The following is a 20,810-nucleotide window of genomic DNA, read 5'->3' as shown; positions in this document are numbered from 1 at the left end:
AGTCGGGGGCCGCTTGTCCGGCCCGGTCGCTCGAAGGCCTTAACCGAAAGCAGAATTTGAGTGGAGAAAACCATGAGTGCAGCCCAAAGCGTCGGTCCGCAAGCGTTACCGGCACTGCAGGAACAAGTCGAGCAGATCCTTGCCGAGGCCAAGCGCCAGGGGGCCAGCGCCTGTGAAGTGGCGGTGTCCCTGGAGCAAGGGCTGTCGACGTCGGTGCGCCAGCGAGAAGTGGAAACCGTTGAATTCAACCGTGACCAAGGGTTTGGCATCACCTTGTACGTGGGCCAGCGCAAAGGCTCGGCCAGCACATCCGCCAGCGGCCCGGAAGCGATTCGCGAGACCGTTGCCGCAGCACTGGCCATTGCCAAGCACACCTCTGAAGACGAAAGCTCGGGGTTGGCTGATAAAGCCTTGATGGCCAAGGATTTGAAGGACTTTGATTTGTTCCATGCCTGGGACATCACCCCGGAGCAGGCTATCGAACAGGCGCTGACCTGTGAAGCGGCAGCGTTTGACGCTGACAGCCGAATCAAAAATGCCGATGGCACCACCTTGAGTACCCATCAGGGCTGCCGCGTGTATGGCAACAGTCATGGCTTTGTCGGTGGTTATGCCTCTACTCGCCACAGCTTGAGCTGCGTGATGATTGCCGAGGCCAATGGCCAGATGCAGCGCGATTATTGGTATGACGTAAGCCGTCAGGGCGAATTGCTGGCTGATCCGGTGAGCATCGGTCAGCGCGCTGCGCAACGTGCGGCGAGCCGCTTGGGTGCGCGTCCGGTGCCGACCTGCGAAGTCCCGGTGCTGTTTTCGGCAGAGCTGGCTGGTGGATTGTTCGGCAGTTTTCTGGGGGCTATTTCCGGCGGGAACCTGTACCGCAAATCCTCGTTCCTGGAAGGGGCGATGGGTCAGAAGCTGTTCCCTGAGTGGATGACTATTGATGAGCGCCCGCATTTGATGCGTGCCATGGGCAGTTCGGCGTTCGACGGGGATGGCCTGGCGACCTATGCCAAGCCGTTCGTCGAGAACGGTGAGTTGGTGTCCTACGTACTGGGCACCTATGCCGGCCGCAAACTCGGCCTGCCGAGCACTGCCAACTCCGGTGGCGTGCACAACCTGTTCGTGACGCATGGTGAAGAAGACCAGGCGGCGCTGTTGCGGCGTATGGGGCGCGGCTTGTTGGTTACCGAACTGATGGGGCAGGGCCTGAATATGGTCACCGGTGATTACTCCCGAGGCGCGGCAGGTTTTTGGGTGGAAAACGGCGAAATTCAGTTCGCCGTCCAGGAAGTGACCATCGCCGGCAATATGCGCGATATGTTCAAGCAGATTGTTGCAGTGGGTAATGACCTTGAGCTGCGCAGCAACATCCGCACCGGTTCAGTGCTGATCGAGAAGATGACGGTCGCCGGTAGCTAATCCGTCAACGCTGTAAAAAAGGCGCGCCACCCATTGGGTGGCGCGCCTTTTTTGTGGCTGCAATTTCGAGGGTTTTGCTCAGACTCTTGTTTTGATTCTCAACATCATTTAATAATAAATATCATTACCGGATGAGCGTGGATCATGAGTTCTGTCCTGCATGAGGATCCCTACCTGGAAAGCTGGCGCTGGATGAGTCGTCAGATTCGCTGCGGTCTCGATCCTGATGAGCCGCGCCTGATCGAACATTACCTGGCTGAAGGTCGGTATCTGGCCTGCTGTACGGCGACCCATCCTTGGACCATCGCCGAAACCTCATTCCGTCTGCTTCTGGATACCGCTGCCGATACAGCGCTGCCTTGGCACTGGCGATCCATGTGCATGGATCAGGCCTGGCGCCCCCTGCGCGACCTGGAAAAACTATCCCACTGTGCCTGCCGCCTCAAGCGCTGGCAGACTTTTGCCTGGCAACTGGCGACCTGTGAGTTGCTGCCTTCCATTTCCTTTTCTGACTTGATGCAAGGATTTCCCGATGAGTAATACCCGTATCGAACGCGACAGCATGGGTGAACTACAAGTACCGGCCGAAGCCTTGTATGGCGCGCAAACACAGCGCGCAGTGAATAACTTTCCCATCAGTCACCAGCGCATGCCGGCGCCATTCATTCGTGCCCTAATCCTCGCCAAAGCTGCCGCGGCCAAGGCCAACGTCGAGCTGAAGCAGTTGAGCGAAGCCCAAGGCAAGGCCATCGTCGATGCCGCCCTGGGGTTGCTGGAAGGCGACTTCATGCAGCACTTTCCGGTGGATATTTTCCAGACCGGTTCTGGCACCAGCTCCAACATGAACGCCAACGAAGTCATCGCGACGCTCGCCAGCCGTCTGCTGGGCGAGCCGGTCAATCCCAATGACCACGTGAACTGCGGGCAAAGCAGCAACGACATCATCCCGACCACGATTCACGTCAGCGCGGCGCTGGTGCTGCATGAGCAAACACTGCCGGCATTGCTGCACCTGGTGCAGGTGATCGAGCGCAAAGCGCAGGAGGTTCATCCGTTTATCAAGACCGGTCGTACCCACCTGATGGACGCCATGCCCGTACGCATGAGCCAGGTGCTCAATGGCTGGGCGCAGCAACTCAAGGCCAATATCGGTCACCTGCAAGACTTGCTACCGAGCCTGCACGCCCTGGCCCAGGGTGGCACGGCGGTAGGAACCGGGATCAACGCGCATCCGGAATTTGCTGTGCGTTTCAGCCAGCAGCTCAGTCGTTTGACCGAGGTGAGATTTACGCCCGGCAAAAACCTGTTTGCCCTGATTGGTTCTCAGGACACCGCCGTCGCCGTGTCTGGTCAACTGAAAGCCATCGCCGTGTCCTTGATGAAGATTGCCAACGATCTGCGCTGGATGAACTCCGGTCCGCTGGCCGGCCTCGGTGAAATCGAGCTGGAAGGCTTGCAACCCGGTTCTTCGATCATGCCGGGCAAGGTCAATCCGGTGATTCCGGAGGCCACTGCGATGGTTGCGGCGCAAGTGATCGGAAATGACTCGGTGATCACCATCGCCGGCCAATCCGGCAACTTCGAACTGAACGTCATGCTTCCGATCATTGCCCAGAACTTGCTCAGTAGCCTGGAGCTGCTGGCCAACTCCAGCCGCCTGCTGGCGGACAAGGCAATCGCCAGCTTCAAGGTCAACGAGGCCAAGCTCAAGGAGGCGCTGTCGCGAAACCCGATCCTGGTCACCGCACTCAACCCGATCATTGGTTACCAAAAGGCCGCTGAGATCGCCAAGAAGGCCTATCAGCAAGGTCGTCCGGTGATTGATGTCGCGCTTGAACACACGGACTTGTCCCGCAGCCAACTGGAAATCCTCTTGGATCCGGAAAAGCTCACGGCGGGCGGCGTGTAATCACCGACCCTGCTTTGGAGGCTCACCATGGAGCACTGGAAACGCACGATCGAAAGGGCTAATCGCTGTTTTATGCAAGGCGAGCTGGTGGACGCTCGCGAGCACTACCTGCAGGCCTTGGCCTTGGCCCAGGTGTTGTTTGAGCGCTGGGCGGATGCCGACGAAGCAGTGGCGGCTTGCGTCATTTCCCATCACAACCTCGCAGACTTGCACCTACGCTTGAATCAGCCGGAAGAAAGCGCGGAATACCTCTGCGCCATTCACCAGCGCCTGCTGCAGACCATGCAGGACGTCCGCCTGAACCCGCTCCTTCGAGAGGCGGCTCTGCGTCAGAGCAGCAAAACCTACGTTGAACTGTTGAATTTCATCAGCGATCACGGCGAGTACCCCCGTACCTATCGTTTGCTGGGCAGTCACGCGGCGCAACCGGATGCGCCGACCCGCAACAGTCCTCACTATGGAGCACATTGATATGACCTACACCTTGCCTGCCTTGCCCTACGCCTATGACGCCCTGGAGCCGCATATCGATGCGCAAACCATGGAGATTCACTACACCAAGCACCATCAGACCTACATCAATAACCTGAACGCGGCTGTTGAAGGCACCGAGTGGGCGGGTTGGCCGGTGGAGAAACTGGTGTCCAGCGTCCAGCAACTGCCGGAAAAACTGCGTGCAGCGGTGATCAATCAGGGCGGAGGTCATGCCAACCACTCGTTGTTCTGGGCAGTCATGTCGCCCAAGGGCGGAGGCAAGCCGGACGGTGCGTTGGGCAAGGCTATTGATGAACAGTTGGGTGGCTTCGACAGTTTCAAGGAGGCGTTCACCAAAGCCGCATTGACCCGCTTTGGCAGTGGCTGGGCCTGGCTGAGCGTGACCCCGCAAAAGACCTTGGTGGTAGAAAGCAGCGGCAATCAAGACAGCCCGCTAATGAGCGGCAATACGCCAATTCTCGGTCTGGACGTCTGGGAGCACGCCTATTACCTGCTGTACCAGAACCGCCGTCCGGAATACATCAACGCGTTCTACAGCGTCATTAACTGGCCAGAAGTCGCCGAGCGGTACCGCGCTGCGCTCGCCTGACACCCTTTTTATAACAAGATCTAAGGCCGACTATGGGCACTGAAACACTGGCGATTAGCAGCGTGCGAATGTTCCGTTATGCGTTTGGCTCGCTGTTGCTGCTGGCAGGAACTGCATTGCTGGTGGCTCAAGGGCTGGCCTGGCTGGATCTGGAACCGCGTATTTTGCGGGCCCTGCAAGGTGGGGCCATCTGTGCCCTGGGAACGGCTTTGGGGGCGGTGCCAGTGTTGGTGATTCGCCGGATGCCACTGGCGGTGAGTGATACGTTGCTCGGTTTTGGTGCCGGGGTGATGTTGGCGGCGACGGCGTTTTCGCTGATTGTGCCCGGTATTGCCGCAGCCGAAAGTCTTGGTTTATCGTCTTGGTCGGCCAGCGGGCTGATCAGTTTCGGCATCATGCTGGGGGCGTTCGGGCTGTTTCTGGTGGATCGCAAAGTCTCCGGTGCCAGTCCGGAAATGCTGGTGGGCACGCCGGAGCACTCGGTTATCCCGCCGCGTATCTGGTTGTTTGTGTTTGCCATCATTGCCCATAACATTCCCGAAGGAATGGCGGTCGGAGTGTCGGCGGGTGGCGGCATGCCTGACGCAGATAGTCTGGCCATGGGCATCGCGCTGCAGGATGTGCCGGAAGGGCTGGTGATTGCGTTGGTGCTGGCGGGTGCGGGGATGTCGCGGATCAAGGCGTTCCTGATCGGTGCTGCGTCCGGATTGGTCGAGCCGGTGTTTGCCGTGTTGTGTGCCTGGCTGGTGAGCCTGGCGCAAGTGCTGCTGCCCTTGGGGTTGGCGTTGGCAGCAGGCGCGATGTTGCTGGTAGTGACGCACGAAGTGATACCCGAGTCGCGGCGTAATGGCCACGACAAGCTGGCTAGCTTGGGATTGTGTGTCGGGTTTTGTTTGATGATGGTGATGGATACGGCGCTGGGGTAGGGCGCTTCCATTGATCGTTCCCGTCGGCGGGAACGATCACAGGTCAAGAGAGGGCTTACTCACCCTCGTCAAAGTAGTCATTGATCAGCTTTACCAGAGCCGCCATCGCTTCATTCTCTTGCTCGCCTTCCGTTTTCAAGTGGATCTTGGTGCCCTTGCCGGCAGCCAGCATCATCATGGCCATGATGCTTTTGCCATCAACCATGGATTCCGGAGTGCGCCCGGCCCTGATCTGGCAAGGAAACTGCCCTGCAACGCCGACAAACTTGGCTGAGGCCCGGGCATGCAAGCCCAACTTGTTGATGATTTCAATTTCCAGAGCGGGCATCGCGGGGGTGTTCCTTTCAGCTAAGGTCGCGGTGGCGAACCTGGACGTTCTTGAGGGTTTGCTGCAACACCTGGCCCAGGCGCTCCGTCAGATAGACAGAACGATGGTGCCCACCGGTGCAGCCAATGGCGATGGTGACATAGGCTCGATTGCTGGCAGCAAAACGTGGCAGCCATTTGAGCAGGTAGCTGGATATGTCCTGGAACATTTCCTCGACATCCGGTTGTGCCGCCAGATACTCGGCCACCGGTAGATCCAGGCCGGATTGGTCGCGCAGTTCCGGCTTCCAGTACGGGTTGGGCAGGCAACGCACGTCAAACACCAGGTCGGCGTCCACCGGCATGCCCCGCTTGAAGCCGAACGACTCGACCAGGAACGCTGTACCGGGCTCCGGCTGGTTCAACAGGCGCAGCTTGATGGCATCGCGCAGTTGATACAGGTTCAGGTTCGTGGTGTTGATCTTCAGGTCGGCCAAATCAATGATCGGGCCCAGCAGCTTGGTCTCGTCCTCGATGGCTTCGGCCAGCGAGCGGTGTGGGCTGCTGAGGGGATGGCGTCGACGGGTTTCGGAGAAACGCTTTAACAAGGTTTCTTCGTCAGCATCCAGGTACAGCACATCGCAGTGGATATGTTTGCTGCGCACTTCTTCAAGCAGTTCCGGGAAGCGCGTGAGGTGGCTGGGCAGGTTGCGGGCGTCGATGGACACGGCCACCAGCGGTTGCGCCAGCTCTGTATGGATCAAGGCGCGCTCCGCCAGCTCGGGCAGCAAACCGGCGGGCAAGTTATCGATGCAATAGAAGCCGTTGTCCTCAAGAACATTGAGGGCAGTACTTTTACCCGAGCCGGAGCGGCCGCTGACGATGATCAAACGCATGATTACTGCCCGTTCTGTTCATCCAGGACGACCTGATACAACGCCTCATTGCTGTTGGCGCTGCGCAGTTTGTCGCGTACTTCTTTGCGGTCGAGCATGCTGGCGATCTGCCGGAGCAGTTCCAGGTGTGCATCGGTGGCAGCTTGCGGGACCAGCAGGACGAAGAGCAGGTCCACGGGGGCGCCGTCGATGGCGTCGAAATCGATAGGGGCGTCCAGGTGCAGCAGGGCACTGACTGGCGACTCACAGCCTTGCAGGCGGCAATGAGGAATGGCGATGCCGTTGCCAAAGCCGGTCGAACCGAGCTTTTCACGGGCAATCAGGGCCTCGTACACAGCTTGCGTATCCAGCTCGGGCACTTCGCGGCCGATCAGGTTGGCAATTTGTTCGAGGGCGCGCTTTTTACTGCCGCCCGGCACGTTCACGAGGGAACGGCCGGGGGTCAGGATGGTTTCAAGTCGGATCATGGGGGGAGAGTTAGCGACCTGTACCTTGCATCAGGTGCAGGTTCTTTTCCTTATGCTTTTTAAGTTGGCGGTCAAGCTTGTCAGTCAAGGCATCGATTGATGCATACATGTCTTCATGCTCGGCATTGGCGACCACTTCGCCACCGGGTATCTGAAGGGTTGCTTCGATTTTCTGCTGAAGCTTATCGACCTTCATGATGACCTGCACATTGGTGATCTTGTCGAAATGACCCTCAAGTCGCTTCAGCTTCTGCTCGACGTATTCGCGCAATGGAGGGGTGACTTCTACATGGTGTCCACTGATGTTGACTTGCATACAGCTTCTCCTTCGTTGCCAGTGCATAAAGCGGCAGGCAAATGCCTGCCACTGGAACGCTATGGCCCGCCCGTCACATCAAACGCTTGCGCTCGCTGGAAGGCGCGATCCCCAGGGACTCGCGGTACTTGGCGACGGTTCGACGGGCGACCTGAATGCCTTGTGCCTCCAGTAAACCAGCGATCTTGCTGTCACTCAACGGCTTTTTCTGATTTTCCGCGGCAACCAGTTTTTTGATGATCGCGCGGATTGCCGTGGACGAGCATTCGCCGCCTTCGGAGGTGCTGACATGGCTGGAGAAAAAGTATTTCAGCTCATAAATACCCCGTGGGGTATGCATGAATTTTTGCGTGGTGACCCGGGAAATCGTCGACTCGTGCATGCCGACCGCTTCGGCAATGTCGTGCAGCACCAGCGGTTTCATCGCTTCGTCGCCATACTCCAGAAAGCCGCGCTGATGCTCGACAATCTGAGTGGCCACTTTCATCAGGGTTTCGTTACGGCTCTGCAGGCTCTTGATGAACCAGCGTGCTTCCTGCAGTTGGTTGCGCATGAAGGTGTTGTCGGCGCTGGTGTCGGCGCGACGGACGAAACCGGCATATTGCGGGTTGACCCGCAGGCGAGGCACTGATTCCTGGTTCAGCTCCACCAGCCAGCGTTCGTTGTCCTTGCGCACGATCACATCGGGAACGACATATTCGGCTTCACTGGATTCGATTTGCGAACCGGGGCGTGGGTTGAGGCTTTGCACCAGTTCGATGATCTGGCGCAGGTCGTCTTCCTTGAGCTTCATCCGGCGCATCAGTTGGCTGTAGTCACGGCTGCCCAGCAGGTCGATGAAGTCGGTGACCAAGCGTTGGGCCTCGGCCAGCCACGGCGTCTTGGCTGGCAGTTGACGCAGTTGTAGCTGCAGGCACTCACTGAGGCTGCGGGCGCCGATGCCGGCAGGTTCAAACTGCTGGATGCGGTGCAGGACGGCTTCGATTTCGTCCAGCTCGATGTCCAGTTCCGGGTCGAAGGCTTCGAGGATCTCCTCCAGCGTCTCGTCCAGGTATCCCTGGTTATTGATGCAGTCGATCAGGGTAACGGCGATCAGGCGATCGGTGTCGGACATCGGCGCGAGGTTCAGTTGCCACAGCAGATGACTTTGCAGGCTTTCGCCGGCGGACGTGCGGGTGGTGAAGTCCCACTCGTCATCGTCGTTGCTGGGCAGGCTGCTGGCGCTGGTCTGGTACACGTCTTCCCAAGCGGTGTCGACCGGCAACTCATTGGGAATGCGTTCGTTCCATTCGCCTTCCTCGAGGTTGTCTACTGTCGGGGCGGTTTCCTGGTAGGAGGGTTCCTGGGTATCGGTATTGGGTTTTTGCTCGACGTTATCGGCCAGCGGGTCGGCGTTATCGAAGTCTTCGCCTTCTTCCTGGCGTTCGAGCATCGGATTGGACTCCAGGGCCTCCTGGATTTCCTGTTGCAGGTCCAGGGTCGACAATTGGAGCAGGCGGATGGCCTGTTGCAGCTGCGGTGTCATCGTCAGCTGCTGGCCCATTCTCAGGACTAGCGATGGTTTCATGGCAGGGGCTTAACACCTTATTCGCCGGCGCAGTGCGCCATCCACGACAGGGCGCGTGAGCGCCAAACATAAGCAAATTATATGCCTGATATCGGGGGCTTTGCCTAGAGCGCAGTAACAATAAAAATCTTGAGGTTTTTATTGCTGCTTGCGCTCCTTGGCGAAGGGCCAGACACCATGCTGCTTGCAGGATGATGCTTACAGACGGAACTCGTGGCCCAGGTACACTTCCTTGACCAGTTCGTTGGCCAGGATGGTGGCGGAATCGCCTTCGGCAATCAGTTGCCCATCGTTGACGATATAGGCTGTTTCGCAGATATCGAGGGTCTCGCGGACGTTGTGGTCGGTGATCAATACACCGATACCCTTGGCCTTGAGGTGATGGATGATCTGTTTGATATCGCCGACCGAGATTGGGTCAACACCGGCGAAGGGTTCGTCCAGCAGGATGAACTTCGGTGCAGTGGCCAGGGCGCGGGCGATTTCCACGCGACGACGCTCGCCGCCGGAGAGGCTCATGCCGAGGTTGTCGCGAATGTGGTTGATATGGAACTCCTGCAGCAGGCTTTCCAGCTCTTTCTTGCGTCCGGCGCGGTCGAGTTCCTTGCGGGTCTCGAGGATCGCCATGATGTTGTCGGATACCGACAGTTTGCGGAAGATCGATGCTTCTTGTGGAAGATAGCCGATACCCGCCCGTGCACGACCGTGCATGGGCTGATGGCTGACGTCCAAGTCGTCGATCAGTACGCGACCCTGATCGGCCTGTACCAGGCCAACGATCATGTAGAAGCAGGTAGTCTTGCCGGCACCGTTGGGGCCGAGCAAGCCGACTATCTGGCCACTGTCGATCGACAGGCTGACGTCGCGCACGACCTGACGGCTTTTATAGGCCTTGGCCAGATGCTGGGCTTTCAGGGTTGCCATTACGGAGTCTTCTTCTCTTTCGGCTGGATGACCATGTCGATACGCGGACGTTTCTCGGTGACCGTGGCGCCATTGGCACGACCAGCCTGGGCAATTTGCTTTACGGTGTCGTAGACGATTTTTTCGCCTTCGGTGGTGTTGCCGTCATTGATGACCTTGGCCTTGTCGATCAGCACGATGCGGTTTTGCTGGGCATGGTACTGAATCGTCACGCCGTAGCCCTGGACCGGTTTCGGGTCGCCAACCTTTTGCAGCTGTTCGAAATACGCCAGGTTGCCCACGGAAGTGACCACATCAATCGCGCCGTCTTTGGTACGAGTAAGTGTCACGGTGTTGCCCTTAACGATCATCGAGCCTTGGGTGATGATTACGTCACCTTTGTAGGTCGCGACACCTTGCTTGTCATCCAGCTGCGCATCGTCAGCCTGAATGTGGATCGGTTGCTGGCTATCGTTCGGCAGAGCCCAGGCGCTCACGCTTCCCAGTGCTGCGCCCAGACCGAGCAAAATAGGGAGGGTTTTAACGAGCCTCATACTGTCCTCTTACGTTCGATAGCAGGTGTATCCTGCTTTCTTTCAAATACGCTTTCATTCCCTTGCCAGTCGATACACCGCCAGCGCCGTCGATTCTAACGTCTTGCTCGGTCTGCGCATATTGCTTCTGTGGGAATACGGTCATGCGACTGCTGGTAATGATGGTGTCGCGGTTCTGTGCGTCGGTACGAGCGACGCGAACCGAGTCGATCAGCTCGACCTCAGTACCGTCGGGATTGACCTCGCCACGTTCGCTGGTGACATGCCAGGGGAACTCTGCGCCGCGATACAGTTGCATGTCCGGTTTGGTCAGCATCGTGATCTGCGAAGCCTTCATGTGATCGACCTTTTCCGAGGTCATCTCATACTGAACCTTGCCGTCGGGCAGGAACTGGATGCTGTAGGCATTGGTGGCGTAATAGTCGATAGCGCTCTGGTCGACCTGCACAACAGGCTGGTCGAGGAAGCGTTCCGGGCTGATATTCCAGTAGCCAACCGCCGCGAACAGCGCGGCGATGACGGCGAATAACAGGAAATTGCGAATCTTTTTACTCAGCATACAAAGCTCTATAAGTAGGCGGCGTGAGCCGCTTCAAGGCTGCCCTGGGCGCGCAGGATCAATTCGCAGAACTCACGGGCGGCGCCTTCGCCGCCACGGGCTGTGGTAACACCATGGGCGTGCTCGCGAACAAAGGCTGCAGCATTGGCCACCGCCATGCCTAGGCCGACCCGGCGAATTACCGGCAAGTCAGGCAAGTCATCACCCAGGTAGGCAACCTGCTCATAGCTTAGGTTGAGTTGGCCAAGAAGCTCGTCCAGAACCACCAGTTTATCCTCGCGGCCCTGATAGAGGTGAGGAATCCCCAGGTTTTGTGCGCGACGTTCCACAACGGGGGTCTTGCGACCGCTGATAATGGCTGTTTGCACGCCTGAAGCCATGAGCATCTTGATGCCCTGGCCGTCGAGGGTGTTGAACGTCTTGAATTCGCTGCCATCTTCGAGGAAGTACAGGCGGCCATCGGTCAGCACGCCGTCAACGTCGAAAATCGCCAATTTGATGTGTTTGCCACGTTGCAGCAGGTCGGTGGTCATTTACATCACTCCCGCACGCAGCAAGTCGTGCATGTTCAGGGCGCCAATCGGGTGATCATTGCTATCGACCACCACCAGGGCGCCGATCTTGTGGTCCTCCATGATCTTCAGCGCTTCGGCTGCGAGCATCTCGGCGCGGGCGGTCTTGCCATGAGGAGTCATTACATCGTCGATGGTGGCGGTGTGGATATCAATGGTGCGGTCCAGGGTGCGGCGCAGGTCTCCGTCGGTGAAAACCCCGGCCAGGCGGCCATCGGCCTCCAGGATGACCGTCATGCCCAGGCCCTTGCGAGTCATCTCCATCAGCGCGTCCTTGAGCAGCGTACCGCGCTGGACCTGTGGTAGTTCGTCGCCGGTGTGCATGACGTTTTCCACTTTCAACAGCAACCGACGGCCCAGTGCACCGCCCGGATGGGAAAACGCGAAATCTTCGGCGGTAAAGCCGCGGGCTTCCAGCAGGGCTACCGCCAGCGCATCGCCCATCACCAGGGCGGCGGTGGTAGAGGAGGTCGGGGCCAGGTTCAGCGGGCAGGCTTCATGGGCTACATGCACATTCAAATTCACTTCGGCGGCCTTGGCCAACGTCGAATCCGGGTTGCCGGTGAGGCTGATCAGCTTGATGCCCAGGCGCTTGATCAGCGGCAGCAGGGTGACGATTTCGTTGGTGGTGCCGGAGTTGGACAGGGCCAGGATGATGTCATCCCGGGTGATCATGCCCATATCGCCGTGGCTGGCCTCGGCCGGATGCACGAAAAACGCGGTGGTCCCCGTGCTCGCCAAGGTGGCGGCAATCTTGTTGCCAACGTGGCCGGATTTGCCCATGCCAACCACGACAACGCGGCCTTTGCTGGCCAGAATCATCTCGCATGCGCGTACGAAATCTGCGTCGATATGGGCCAGTAAGCCTTCTACGGCTTCAAGCTCGAGGCGGATGGTGCGTTGTGCGGATTGAATAAGGTCGCTGGATTGGCTCATGTCTGAAATCGTATAGCCTGACGAAAAGTCGGCGATTATAGCGGTAATGATCAATTCCCTCACGCAAGTTCGTCAGCCTTTAGTTCAGGCAGCGTTGCGGGAACCCTCTTAATTACAATTTTTTACCTGTCCTGATTCTGAACAAGCTCTGTTCCGGCCTTGGGCGCGCTGTATCGACAGTGATATAGTTCGCCGCCAGTTCGGTCCGCACGGTCTTTGTTTTTATTTGCCTTAAGCATTTATCGAAAACAAGGTGTCTGAGCGAGAGGCTGCATCCCAAGGAGTTTAGATGAGTGCCGATAACGCCTACGCGGTCGAGCTGAAGGGCCTTTCCTTCAAGCGCGGTACGCGCAGCATCTTCAATAATGTGGATATTCGCATTCCCCGTGGCAAGGTCACGGGCATCATGGGGCCTTCCGGTTGCGGCAAGACCACATTGCTGCGCCTGATGGGCATGCAATTGCGTCCAAGTGCCGGCGAAGTCTGGGTCAATGGCCAGAACCTGCCGACGCTGTCGCGCAGCGATCTGTTCGATGCCCGCAAGCACATGGGCGTGTTGTTCCAGAGTGGCGCGCTGTTCACTGATCTGGATGTGTTCGAGAACGTGGCGTTTCCGCTGCGGGTGCACACTCAACTGTCCGACGAAATGATTCGTGACATTGTGTTGCTGAAACTGCAGGCCGTAGGGCTGCGCGGTGCCATCGACCTGATGCCTGACGAATTGTCCGGCGGCATGAAGCGCCGAGTGGCCCTGGCTCGTGCCATCGCTCTGGACCCGCAGATTCTCATGTACGACGAACCTTTCGTCGGCCAGGACCCGATTGCCATGGGGGTGCTGGTGCGCTTGATCCGCCTGCTCAACGACGCCCTGGGCATCACCAGTATTGTGGTCTCTCACGATTTGGCCGAAACCGCGAGCATTGCCGACTACCTCTATGTGGTGGGTGATGGTCAGGTGTTGGGGCAGGGCACGCCTGAAGAGCTGATGAACGCTGATAACCCGCGGATTCGCCAATTCATGACAGGCGATCCCGATGGCCCGGTGCCTTTTCATTTTCCGGCAGCGGACTACCGCTCAGATCTTCTGGGGAAGCGCTGATGCGCAAGACATCTTTAATCGAGAAGGTTCGCCTTTTCGGCCGTTCGGGCATCGACATTGTCGAAGTGCTCGGCCGTTCGACGATTTTCCTGTTTCATGCCTTGCTCGGCCGCGGCGGAATCGGTGGCGGTTTTGGCCTGCTGCTCAAGCAATTGCATTCGGTGGGCGTGATGTCCCTGGTGATCATCGTGGTCTCCGGGATGTTCATCGGCATGGTGCTTGCGTTGCAGGGTTTCAATATCCTCTCCAGCTACGGTTCCGAGCAGGCGGTAGGGCAGATGGTCGCCCTGACGTTGTTACGTGAACTGGGGCCGGTGGTCACCGCGTTGCTGTTTGCCGGGCGTGCCGGTTCGGCGCTGACGGCGGAAATCGGCAACATGAAGTCCACCGAACAGCTGTCCAGCCTGGAAATGATAGGCGTGGACCCGCTCAAATACATTGTTGCCCCGCGCCTGTGGGCCGGTTTCATCTCTCTGCCATTGCTGGCGATGATTTTCAGCGTGGTCGGGATTTGGGGTGGTTCGTGGGTGGCGGTGGACTGGTTGGGGGTCTACGACGGCTCCTACTGGGCCAACATGCAAAACAGTGTGACCTTCACCGGTGACGTGCTCAACGGCATCATCAAGAGCATTGTCTTTGCCTTTGTAGTGACCTGGATCGCCGTATTCCAAGGCTATGACTGTGAGCCCACGTCTGAAGGGATCAGTCGCGCCACCACCAAGACCGTTGTGTACGCCTCGTTGGCAGTACTGGGCCTTGACTTCATTTTGACCGCCTTGATGTTTGGAGATTTCTGATGCAAAACCGCACTGTGGAAATCGGTGTCGGCCTTTTCTTGCTGGCTGGCATCCTGGCTTTACTGTTGCTCGCCCTGCGAGTCAGCGGCCTCTCGGCCAGCCCTACGGCTGACACGTATAAACTTTACGCCTACTTCGACAATATCGCCGGTTTGACTGTCAGAGCTAAAGTGACCATGGCGGGTGTAACCATCGGCAAAGTCACGGCTATCGATCTGGATCGCGACAGCTTCACAGGCCGGGTGACCATGCAAGTGGACAAGAAGGTGGATAATCTGCCGACCGACTCCACGGCGTCTATTCTCACGGCGGGTTTGCTGGGCGAGAAGTACATTGGTATCAGTGTGGGCGGGGAAACAGCCCTGCTCAAGGATGGTTCGACCATCCATGACACTCAGTCGTCGCTGGTGCTGGAGGACCTGATCGGAAAATTCCTGCTCAATACCGTTAATAAAGACGCCAAATGAGGAATGTGTTCATGATCTCTACCTTGCGACGTGGCCTGCTGGTACTGCTTGCAGCGCTGCCGTTGATGGCAAATGCGGTTGCTGCAGGTTCTGCGCATGATCTGGTGCAGGACACGACCAACAAGATGTTGGCCGATTTGAAGGCCAACAAGGAAAAGTACAAACAGGACCCGAGCGACTTTTATGAAGCGCTGAACACTATCGTCGGTCCGGTGGTGGATGCCGAAGGCATCTCCAAAAGCATCATGACCGTCAAGTACTCGCGCAAGGCGACGCCTGAGCAAATGACCCGCTTTCAGGAGAACTTCAAGCGCGGCCTGTTTCAGTTCTATGGCAATGCACTGCTTGAGTACAACAACCAGGGCATTACCGTTGATGCACCAAAGGATGAGTCGGGTGACCGTACCAGTGTCGGCATGACCGTCAAGGGCAGCAGCGGCGCGGTGTATCCCGTGACCTACACCCTGGAAAAGATTAACGGCGAGTGGAAACTGCGCAACGTGATCATCAACGGCATCAATATCGGCAAGCTGTTCCGTGATCAGTTTGCGGACGCGATGCAGCGCAATGGCAATGACCTGGACAAAACCATCAATGGTTGGGCCGGTGAAGTCGCCAAGGCCAAGGCACAGTCCGAAGACGCTGCACAGAAGCCTGCCCAATGAGTGAGTCGGCTATCCATCTCGGCCAGGCCGGCGAATTACTGCTCAGCGGTGTACTGGACTACAGTACCGGGCCGGCCCTGCGCAAACAGGGCCAGGCGCTGATTAACGCCAGTACTGCCCCCGCGCTGGTGCTGGATTGTTCGGCAGTGGAAAAGTCCAGCAGCGTCGGTTTGTCATTGCTGCTGTGTTTTATGCGCGATGCCGAGGCAGTCAAAAAGCCGGTCAGCGTCCGGGCTTTGCCCGAAGACATGCGTGAAATCGCTCAGGTTTCCGGTCTTACTGAGCTGTTTGCGCATCCGTAATACACATTATTAAAGAAGCCCCCCGTCAGAGTCCTGCTATGCGGGGTTCGCAGGCGCGGGGCTTTTTTGTATGATGTGCGACCCGCGCGCACTGGGCGCCGATAGAGGTTGAGCATGCAGGCCCTAGAAGTGAAGAGCTTCCTTGAAGGAAAGCTGCCAGATACGAAGGTCGAAGTTGAAGGCGAAGGCTGCAACTTCCAGCTGAACGTGATTAGCGATGAACTGGCGGCATTGAGCCCGGTCAAGCGTCAGCAGCAGATCTATGCCCATTTGAACCCATGGATCACCGATGGCAGCATCCATGCGGTCACTATGAAATTTTTCAGCCGCGCGGCCTGGGCCGAGCGCACCTGAGCCCCCAAGGCGTCGAGATTCTTATGGATAAATTGATTATTACTGGCGGTGCTCGTCTTGATGGCGAGATCCGCATTTCCGGGGCGAAGAACTCCGCCCTGCCGATCCTGGCAGCTACCCTGCTGTGCGATGGCCCGGTGACTGTGGCCAACCTGCCGCACCTGCACGACATCACCACCATGATCGAACTGTTCGGTCGCATGGGTATTGAGCCGGTGATCGACGAGAAACTCAGCGTCGAAATCGACCCACGCACCATCAAGACCCTGATCGCCCCGTACGAACTGGTGAAAACCATGCGTGCCTCGATCCTGGTGCTGGGCCCGATGGTTGCCCGTTTCGGCGAAGCCGAAGTTGCATTGCCTGGCGGTTGCGCCATCGGTTCGCGTCCGGTGGACCTGCATATCCGTGGCCTCGAAGCCATGGGCGCAACCATCGACGTCGAAGGTGGCTACATCAAGGCCAAGGCACCGGAAGGCGGCCTGCGTGGTGCCAACTTCTTCTTTGATACCGTCAGCGTGACCGGTACCGAGAACATCATGATGGCGGCTGCACTGGCCAACGGCCGTAGCGTCCTGCAAAACGCCGCGCGTGAGCCGGAAGTCGTCGACCTGGCGAACTTCCTGATCGCCATGGGTGCCAACATCACCGGCGCCGGTACCGACACCATCACCATCGAAGGTGTGAAGCGTCTGCACTCGGCCACCTACAAAGTGATGCCGGACCGTATCGAGACCGGTACCTACCTGGTCGCCGCTGCCGTGACCGGCGGTCGTGTCAAGGTCAAGGACACTGATCCGACCATCCTTGAAGCTGTCCTGGAAAAACTCAAGGAAGCCGGTGCTGAAATCACTACCGGTGAGGACTGGATCGAGCTGAACATGCATGGCAAGCGGCCAAAAGCCGTGAATGTGCGTACCGCTCCGTACCCGGCGTTCCCGACCGACATGCAAGCGCAGTTCATTTCCTTGAACGCAATTGCTGAAGGCACCGGTGCCGTGATCGAGACCATCTTCGAAAACCGCTTCATGCACGTGTATGAACTGCACCGCATGGGCGCCAAGATCCAGGTCGAAGGCAACACCGCCATCGTCACCGGTATCGACAAGCTCAAGGGCGCGCCAGTGATGGCCACCGACCTGCGCGCTTCCGCCAGCCTGGTGATCTCGGCACTGTGCGCTGACGGCGACACCCTGATCGACCGCATCTACCACATCGACCGTGGCTACGAGTGCATCGAAGAGAAACTGCAGATGCTCGGCGCGAAAATTCGCCGCGTACCGGGCTAGTTCCAGGGACTGCACATTCGGTCATTGTGGCGAGCGGGCTTGCCCGCGTTGGGGCGCGAAGCGGCCCTGCTCTTTGTTTAAAAAGACTGGGACTGCTACGCAGTCCAACGCGGACAAGCCCGCTCGCCACATGAAAGTGTTTGCTGTTAACTGAGCGGTATTGGATTTGTTTCAAATCGAGGCTGTAATGGCCTTGATCTGTGTCCGGCGCCGATTGCGACCGGGCAGCAATAGCCTGATGAAGGACTGACGTTTCCCATGTTGACCATCGCACTGTCCAAGGGCCGCATCCTTGATGACACCTTGCCGCTTCTGGCTGAAGCGGGCATCGTGCCGACCGAGAATCCGGACAAAAGCCGCAAGCTGATCATCCCCACGACCCAGGACGACGTTCGCCTGTTGATCGTGCGTGCCACTGACGTGCCGACCTATGTTGAGCATGGCGCGGCAGACCTCGGCGTTGCCGGTAAAGATGTGCTGATGGAATACGGTGGCCAGGGCCTGTACGAGCCTCTGGATCTGCGCATTGCCCTGTGCAAGCTGATGACCGCCGGCCGTGTCGGTGATGTCGAGCCCAAGGGTCGCCTGCGAGTGGCGACCAAGTTCGTCAACGTTGCCAAGCGCTACTACGCCGAGCAGGGCCGCCAGGTCGACATCATCAAGCTCTACGGCTCGATGGAACTGGCACCGCTGATCGGCCTGGCCGACAAGATCATCGACGTGGTCGACACCGGCAACACCCTGCGCGCCAATGGCCTGGAACCCCAGGACTTCATTGCCGACATCAGCTCCCGGCTGATCGTCAACAAGGCTTCGATGAAAATGCAGCACGCCCGTATCCAGGCGTTGATCGACACCCTGCGCAAGGCAGTGGAGTCTCGACACCGCGGCTGACTCACCCGCGCGGCCTTAGGTCGCGCCCGTCTATCCGCCTCATAGCCAGAATTCTCAGGTGCCCAAGCGGAAACGACTGCTAGTTTAGGGCGCCTGAGTTTTTGCCAATTCTATTGAGGCCCTCGCTATGACCACGTCCACTGCAATTGCCCGACTCAACGCTGCCGACCCGGATTTCGCCCATCATCTGGATCATCTGCTGAGCTGGGAAAGTGTGTCCGACGACTCGGTCAACCAGCGGGTGCTCGACATCATCAAGGGCGTGCGCGAGCGCGGTGACGCGGCGCTGGTGGACTTCACCCGGCAGTTCGATGGCCTGGACGTTGCCTCCATGGCTGACCTGATCCTGCCCCGCGAACGCCTGGAACTGGCGCTGACCCGCATCACCGCTCCCCAGCGCGAAGCGTTGGAAGTTGCGGCGGCACGAGTGCGCAGCTACCACGAAAAGCAAAAACAGGACTCCTGGAGCTACACCGAAGCCGACGGCACGGTGCTGGGCCAGAAGGTTACGCCGCTGGATCGCGCCGGCCTGTACGTGCCCGGCGGTAAAGCGTCCTACCCGTCCTCGGTGCTGATGAACGCGATTCCGGCCAAAGTAGCTGGTGTGACCGAAGTGGTCATGGTGGTACCCACCCCGCGCGGTGAAATCAACGAGCTGGTACTGGCTGCAGCCTGCATCGCCGGTGTGGACCGGGTGTTCACCATCGGTGGCGCCCAGGCCGTAGCGGCACTGGCCTACGGCACCGAAAGCGTGCCGAAGGTCGACAAAGTAGTTGGCCCCGGTAACATCTACGTTGCCACTGCCAAACGCCATGTATTTGGCCAGGTCGGCATCGACATGATCGCCGGCCCTTCGGAGATCCTCGTGGTATGCGATGGCCAGACCGATCCGGACTGGATCGCCATGGACCTGTTTTCCCAGGCTGAACACGATGAAGACGCCCAGGCAATTCTGGTCAGTCCCGACGCTGAATTCCTCGACAAGGTCGCCTCCAGCATCGCCAAGTTGATGCCGACCATGGAGCGCGCCGAGATCATTGAGAAATCGATCAATGGCCGTGGTGCGCTGATTCAGGTCCGTGACATGGAGCAGGCCATCGAAGTGGCCAACCGCATCGCGCCGGAGCACCTGGAGCTGTCCGTGGCCGACCCACAAACCTGGCTGCCGCTGATTCGTCACGCCGGTGCAATCTTCATGGGACGCCACACCAGCGAAGCCTTGGGCGACTACTGCGCCGGTCCCAATCACGTGCTGCCGACCTCCGGTACCGCGCGATTCTCGTCGCCGCTGGGGGTTTATGACTTCCAGAAGCGTTCGTCGATCATCTTCTGCTCGCCTCAGGGCGCGTCGGAGCTGGGCAAAACTGCGTCAGTGCTGGCGCGCGGCGAATCGCTGACTGCCCACGCCCGCAGCGCGGAATACCGCATTCTTGACGACAAGCAGGGGAACTGAGACATGAGCAAATTCTGGAGCCCGTTCGTCAAGAACCTGGTGCCTTACGTGCCAGGCGAACAACCGAAGCTGGCCAAGCTGGTCAAGCTCAACACCAACGAAAATCCTTATGGCCCGTCGCCCAAGGCGCTGGCAGCCATGCAAGCCGAATTGAACGACAACCTGCGTTTGTACCCGGATCCCAATGGTGATCTGCTCAAACAGGCTGTGGCGCAGTATTACGGTGTGCAATCGGCGCAGGTGTTCCTCGGTAATGGGTCTGACGAAGTACTGGCCCATATCTTCCACGGGTTGTTCCAGCACGATCAACCGCTGCTGTTCCCGGATATCAGCTACAGCTTTTACCCGGTGTACTGCGGCCTCTACGGCATCGCCTTCGACGCGGTACCGCTGGATGAGCATTTTCAGATTCGCGCGTCGGACTACGCCAAGCCCAACGGCGGGATTATCTTCCCCAACCCGAATGCACCGACCGGTTGTGTGATGGCGCTGGACGCGGTGGAGCAGATCCTCAAAGCGAGCCCAGACTCAGTGGTGGTGGTCGATGAAGCCTATATCGACTTCGGCGGCGAAACCGCCATCAGCCTGGTGGACCGTTACCCGAACCTGTTGGTGACTCAGACCCTCTCCAAGTCGCGCTCCCTTGCGGGGCTGCGGGTGGGCCTGGCGGTGGGTCATCCAGACCTGATCGAAGCGCTGGAGCGCATCAAGAACAGCTTTAACTCCTATCCACTGGATCGCTTGGCGATTGTTGGTGCGGCGGCGGCGTTCGAGGATCGTGAGCACTTCGAGAAGACCTGCCAGTGGGTGATCGACAGTCGTGAAAAGGTTGTCGGGCAGTTGCAGGCAAAAGGTTTTGAGGTGCTGCCGTCGGCGGCGAACTTCATCTTTGCCCGTCACCCACAGCATGATGCGGCGGCGCTGGCAGCGAAGGTGCGGGAGCAAGGGGTGATCGTGCGGCATTTCAAGCAGGAGCGGATTGCCCAGTTCCTGCGGATCAGCATTGGTACGCCTGAACAGAATCAGGCGTTGATCGACGCGTTGGGCGATCTTTAGCCCTTTATTGACTGAACGGG

At 58.5% G+C, this 20,810-nt stretch carries 26 protein-coding genes; 16 read left to right on the top strand and 10 right to left on the bottom strand.

All coding sequences use genetic code 11. The features are described 5' to 3' along the window. The first annotated feature begins 72 nt into the window (after positions 1-72). The 6 genes from pmbA to HKK55_RS20505 all read left to right on the top strand — a co-directional run bounded on the left by pmbA (position 73) and on the right by HKK55_RS20505 (position 5,338). Complete coding sequence (pmbA, locus tag HKK55_RS20530) at positions 73-1,419, top strand: metalloprotease PmbA (RefSeq protein WP_169356345.1); 1,347 nt, start codon at positions 73-75, stop codon at positions 1,417-1,419. 144 nt (positions 1,420-1,563) lie between these two features. Next, positions 1,564-1,959, top strand: a complete 396-nt coding sequence (locus HKK55_RS20525; RefSeq protein WP_169356344.1) for a FagA protein — start codon at positions 1,564-1,566, stop codon at positions 1,957-1,959. Then, positions 1,952-3,328 (top strand): lyase family protein, encoded by a 1,377-nt coding sequence (locus HKK55_RS20520; protein WP_169356343.1) that lies wholly within the window; start codon positions 1,952-1,954, stop codon positions 3,326-3,328. The genes HKK55_RS20525 and HKK55_RS20520 overlap by 8 nt, the downstream gene beginning before the upstream one ends. Before the next feature lie 27 nt (positions 3,329-3,355). After that, a complete protein-coding gene (locus tag HKK55_RS20515; protein ID WP_169356342.1) occupies positions 3,356-3,799 on the top strand; it encodes a hypothetical protein in 444 nt (147 codons plus the stop codon). A 1-nt stretch (position 3,800) separates the two neighbouring features. Then, a complete protein-coding gene (locus HKK55_RS20510; RefSeq protein WP_169356341.1) occupies positions 3,801-4,412 on the top strand; it encodes a superoxide dismutase in 612 nt (203 codons plus the stop codon). Positions 4,413-4,444: 32 nt separating this feature from the next. Next, positions 4,445-5,338, top strand: a complete 894-nt coding sequence (locus tag HKK55_RS20505; protein WP_169356340.1) for a ZIP family metal transporter — start codon at positions 4,445-4,447, stop codon at positions 5,336-5,338. A 55-nt stretch (positions 5,339-5,393) separates the two neighbouring features. On the opposite strand, the gene HKK55_RS20500 is transcribed toward HKK55_RS20505, so the two are convergent. The 10 genes from HKK55_RS20500 to HKK55_RS20455 form a co-directional block, all read right to left on the bottom strand. Further along, positions 5,394-5,666 (bottom strand): HPr family phosphocarrier protein, encoded by a 273-nt coding sequence (locus HKK55_RS20500; RefSeq protein ID WP_169356339.1) that lies wholly within the window; start codon positions 5,664-5,666, stop codon positions 5,394-5,396. Positions 5,667-5,682: 16 nt separating this feature from the next. Further along, a complete protein-coding gene (gene rapZ, locus HKK55_RS20495; RefSeq protein ID WP_169356338.1) occupies positions 5,683-6,540 on the bottom strand; it encodes an RNase adapter RapZ in 858 nt (285 codons plus the stop codon). Positions 6,541-6,542: 2 nt separating this feature from the next. Continuing rightward, positions 6,543-7,007 carry a PTS IIA-like nitrogen regulatory protein PtsN gene (gene ptsN / locus HKK55_RS20490; RefSeq protein ID WP_169356337.1) on the bottom strand — a complete coding sequence of 155 codons (465 nt, stop codon included), beginning with the start codon at positions 7,005-7,007 and terminating at the stop codon, positions 6,543-6,545. Positions 7,008-7,017: 10 nt separating this feature from the next. Continuing rightward, complete coding sequence (raiA, locus tag HKK55_RS20485) at positions 7,018-7,323, bottom strand: ribosome-associated translation inhibitor RaiA (protein WP_078740744.1); 306 nt, start codon at positions 7,321-7,323, stop codon at positions 7,018-7,020. A 73-nt stretch (positions 7,324-7,396) separates the two neighbouring features. Next, positions 7,397-8,890, bottom strand: coding sequence for an RNA polymerase factor sigma-54 (locus HKK55_RS20480; protein ID WP_169356336.1), 1,494 nt, complete (start codon positions 8,888-8,890; stop codon positions 7,397-7,399). Positions 8,891-9,088: 198 nt separating this feature from the next. After that, entirely contained in the window at positions 9,089-9,814 is a 726-nt protein-coding gene (lptB, locus tag HKK55_RS20475; RefSeq protein WP_154744722.1) for an LPS export ABC transporter ATP-binding protein, read from the bottom strand. Continuing rightward, positions 9,814-10,347, bottom strand: a complete 534-nt coding sequence (lptA, locus tag HKK55_RS20470) for a lipopolysaccharide transport periplasmic protein LptA (RefSeq protein WP_169356335.1) — start codon at positions 10,345-10,347, stop codon at positions 9,814-9,816. Before lptA ends, lptB begins: the two co-directional genes overlap by 1 nt. Next, on the bottom strand, positions 10,334-10,906 hold the full coding sequence (lptC, locus tag HKK55_RS20465) for an LPS export ABC transporter periplasmic protein LptC (protein WP_169356334.1): 573 nt from the start codon (positions 10,904-10,906) through the stop codon (positions 10,334-10,336). The genes lptA and lptC overlap by 14 nt, the downstream gene beginning before the upstream one ends. 8 nt (positions 10,907-10,914) lie before the next feature. Next, complete coding sequence (locus tag HKK55_RS20460) at positions 10,915-11,439, bottom strand: HAD family hydrolase (protein ID WP_169356333.1); 525 nt, start codon at positions 11,437-11,439, stop codon at positions 10,915-10,917. Next, complete coding sequence (locus tag HKK55_RS20455) at positions 11,440-12,414, bottom strand: KpsF/GutQ family sugar-phosphate isomerase (RefSeq protein ID WP_155583491.1); 975 nt, start codon at positions 12,412-12,414, stop codon at positions 11,440-11,442. 289 nt (positions 12,415-12,703) lie between these two features. Here HKK55_RS20455 and HKK55_RS20450 point away from each other — a divergent pair, with 289 nt between their 5' ends. The 10 genes from HKK55_RS20450 to hisC all read left to right on the top strand — a co-directional run bounded on the left by HKK55_RS20450 (position 12,704) and on the right by hisC (position 20,790). Beyond that, positions 12,704-13,513, top strand: a complete 810-nt coding sequence (locus HKK55_RS20450; RefSeq protein ID WP_003216128.1) for an ATP-binding cassette domain-containing protein — start codon at positions 12,704-12,706, stop codon at positions 13,511-13,513. Then, on the top strand, positions 13,513-14,310 hold the full coding sequence (gene mlaE / locus HKK55_RS20445) for a lipid asymmetry maintenance ABC transporter permease subunit MlaE (protein WP_169356332.1): 798 nt from the start codon (positions 13,513-13,515) through the stop codon (positions 14,308-14,310). The genes HKK55_RS20450 and mlaE overlap by 1 nt, the downstream gene beginning before the upstream one ends. Further along, positions 14,310-14,777 (top strand): outer membrane lipid asymmetry maintenance protein MlaD, encoded by a 468-nt coding sequence (gene mlaD / locus HKK55_RS20440; RefSeq protein WP_010170575.1) that lies wholly within the window; start codon positions 14,310-14,312, stop codon positions 14,775-14,777. The genes mlaE and mlaD overlap by 1 nt, the downstream gene beginning before the upstream one ends. A gap of 11 nt (positions 14,778-14,788) precedes the next feature. Beyond that, a complete protein-coding gene (locus tag HKK55_RS20435; protein ID WP_169356331.1) occupies positions 14,789-15,442 on the top strand; it encodes a phospholipid-binding protein MlaC in 654 nt (217 codons plus the stop codon). Further along, complete coding sequence (locus tag HKK55_RS20430; RefSeq protein ID WP_169356330.1) at positions 15,439-15,744, top strand: lipid asymmetry maintenance protein MlaB; 306 nt, start codon at positions 15,439-15,441, stop codon at positions 15,742-15,744. Before HKK55_RS20435 ends, HKK55_RS20430 begins: the two co-directional genes overlap by 4 nt. A 114-nt stretch (positions 15,745-15,858) precedes the next feature. Continuing rightward, positions 15,859-16,098: a BolA family protein gene (locus HKK55_RS20425; protein WP_169356329.1), complete on the top strand. Its 240-nt coding sequence runs from the start codon at positions 15,859-15,861 to the stop codon at positions 16,096-16,098. 23 nt (positions 16,099-16,121) lie between these two features. Continuing rightward, positions 16,122-17,387 carry a UDP-N-acetylglucosamine 1-carboxyvinyltransferase gene (gene murA / locus HKK55_RS20420; RefSeq protein WP_169356328.1) on the top strand — a complete coding sequence of 422 codons (1,266 nt, stop codon included), beginning with the start codon at positions 16,122-16,124 and terminating at the stop codon, positions 17,385-17,387. 258 nt (positions 17,388-17,645) lie between these two features. Then, complete coding sequence (gene hisG / locus HKK55_RS20415; RefSeq protein WP_003188599.1) at positions 17,646-18,281, top strand: ATP phosphoribosyltransferase; 636 nt, start codon at positions 17,646-17,648, stop codon at positions 18,279-18,281. 127 nt (positions 18,282-18,408) lie between these two features. After that, on the top strand, positions 18,409-19,734 hold the full coding sequence (hisD, locus tag HKK55_RS20410) for a histidinol dehydrogenase (RefSeq protein ID WP_169356327.1): 1,326 nt from the start codon (positions 18,409-18,411) through the stop codon (positions 19,732-19,734). 3 nt (positions 19,735-19,737) lie between these two features. After that, positions 19,738-20,790, top strand: a complete 1,053-nt coding sequence (gene hisC / locus HKK55_RS20405; protein ID WP_169356326.1) for a histidinol-phosphate transaminase — start codon at positions 19,738-19,740, stop codon at positions 20,788-20,790. Positions 20,791-20,810: the final 20 nt, after the last annotated feature.

This window comes from Pseudomonas sp. ADAK18 (assembly GCF_012935695.1).
Classification (GTDB): Bacteria; Pseudomonadota; Gammaproteobacteria; order Pseudomonadales; family Pseudomonadaceae; genus Aquipseudomonas.
This window is presented reverse-complemented; position numbering and strand designations above follow the sequence as displayed.

Excerpts from the sequence above, each read along its gene's own strand:
- ptsN (WP_169356337.1), bottom strand. The coding sequence starts at position 7,007 with ATGATCCGACTTGAAACCATCCTGACCCCCGGCCGTTCCCTCGTGAAC.
- hisC (WP_169356326.1), top strand. The coding sequence starts at position 19,738 with ATGAGCAAATTCTGGAGCCCGTTCGTCAAGAACCTGGTGCCTTACGTG.
- HKK55_RS20525 (WP_169356344.1), top strand. The coding sequence starts at position 1,564 with ATGAGTTCTGTCCTGCATGAGGATCCCTACCTGGAAAGCTGGCGCTGG.
- HKK55_RS20520 (WP_169356343.1), top strand. The coding sequence starts at position 1,952 with ATGAGTAATACCCGTATCGAACGCGACAGCATGGGTGAACTACAAGTA.
- HKK55_RS20425 (WP_169356329.1), top strand. The coding sequence starts at position 15,859 with ATGCAGGCCCTAGAAGTGAAGAGCTTCCTTGAAGGAAAGCTGCCAGAT.
- HKK55_RS20510 (WP_169356341.1), top strand. The coding sequence starts at position 3,801 with ATGACCTACACCTTGCCTGCCTTGCCCTACGCCTATGACGCCCTGGAG.
- mlaE (WP_169356332.1), top strand. The coding sequence starts at position 13,513 with ATGCGCAAGACATCTTTAATCGAGAAGGTTCGCCTTTTCGGCCGTTCG.
- HKK55_RS20505 (WP_169356340.1), top strand. The coding sequence starts at position 4,445 with ATGGGCACTGAAACACTGGCGATTAGCAGCGTGCGAATGTTCCGTTAT.
- raiA (WP_078740744.1), bottom strand. The coding sequence starts at position 7,323 with ATGCAAGTCAACATCAGTGGACACCATGTAGAAGTCACCCCTCCATTG.
- HKK55_RS20450 (WP_003216128.1), top strand. The coding sequence starts at position 12,704 with ATGAGTGCCGATAACGCCTACGCGGTCGAGCTGAAGGGCCTTTCCTTC.
- lptB (WP_154744722.1), bottom strand. The coding sequence starts at position 9,814 with ATGGCAACCCTGAAAGCCCAGCATCTGGCCAAGGCCTATAAAAGCCGT.
- lptA (WP_169356335.1), bottom strand. The coding sequence starts at position 10,347 with ATGAGGCTCGTTAAAACCCTCCCTATTTTGCTCGGTCTGGGCGCAGCA.
- mlaD (WP_010170575.1), top strand. The coding sequence starts at position 14,310 with ATGCAAAACCGCACTGTGGAAATCGGTGTCGGCCTTTTCTTGCTGGCT.
- murA (WP_169356328.1), top strand. The coding sequence starts at position 16,122 with ATGGATAAATTGATTATTACTGGCGGTGCTCGTCTTGATGGCGAGATC.
- hisG (WP_003188599.1), top strand. The coding sequence starts at position 17,646 with ATGTTGACCATCGCACTGTCCAAGGGCCGCATCCTTGATGACACCTTG.
- lptC (WP_169356334.1), bottom strand. The coding sequence starts at position 10,906 with ATGCTGAGTAAAAAGATTCGCAATTTCCTGTTATTCGCCGTCATCGCC.
- HKK55_RS20515 (WP_169356342.1), top strand. The coding sequence starts at position 3,356 with ATGGAGCACTGGAAACGCACGATCGAAAGGGCTAATCGCTGTTTTATG.
- HKK55_RS20460 (WP_169356333.1), bottom strand. The coding sequence starts at position 11,439 with ATGACCACCGACCTGCTGCAACGTGGCAAACACATCAAATTGGCGATT.
- HKK55_RS20500 (WP_169356339.1), bottom strand. The coding sequence starts at position 5,666 with ATGCCCGCTCTGGAAATTGAAATCATCAACAAGTTGGGCTTGCATGCC.
- HKK55_RS20480 (WP_169356336.1), bottom strand. The coding sequence starts at position 8,890 with ATGAAACCATCGCTAGTCCTGAGAATGGGCCAGCAGCTGACGATGACA.
- pmbA (WP_169356345.1), top strand. The coding sequence starts at position 73 with ATGAGTGCAGCCCAAAGCGTCGGTCCGCAAGCGTTACCGGCACTGCAG.
- HKK55_RS20455 (WP_155583491.1), bottom strand. The coding sequence starts at position 12,414 with ATGAGCCAATCCAGCGACCTTATTCAATCCGCACAACGCACCATCCGC.
- rapZ (WP_169356338.1), bottom strand. The coding sequence starts at position 6,540 with ATGCGTTTGATCATCGTCAGCGGCCGCTCCGGCTCGGGTAAAAGTACT.
- HKK55_RS20435 (WP_169356331.1), top strand. The coding sequence starts at position 14,789 with ATGATCTCTACCTTGCGACGTGGCCTGCTGGTACTGCTTGCAGCGCTG.
- HKK55_RS20430 (WP_169356330.1), top strand. The coding sequence starts at position 15,439 with ATGAGTGAGTCGGCTATCCATCTCGGCCAGGCCGGCGAATTACTGCTC.
- hisD (WP_169356327.1), top strand. The coding sequence starts at position 18,409 with ATGACCACGTCCACTGCAATTGCCCGACTCAACGCTGCCGACCCGGAT.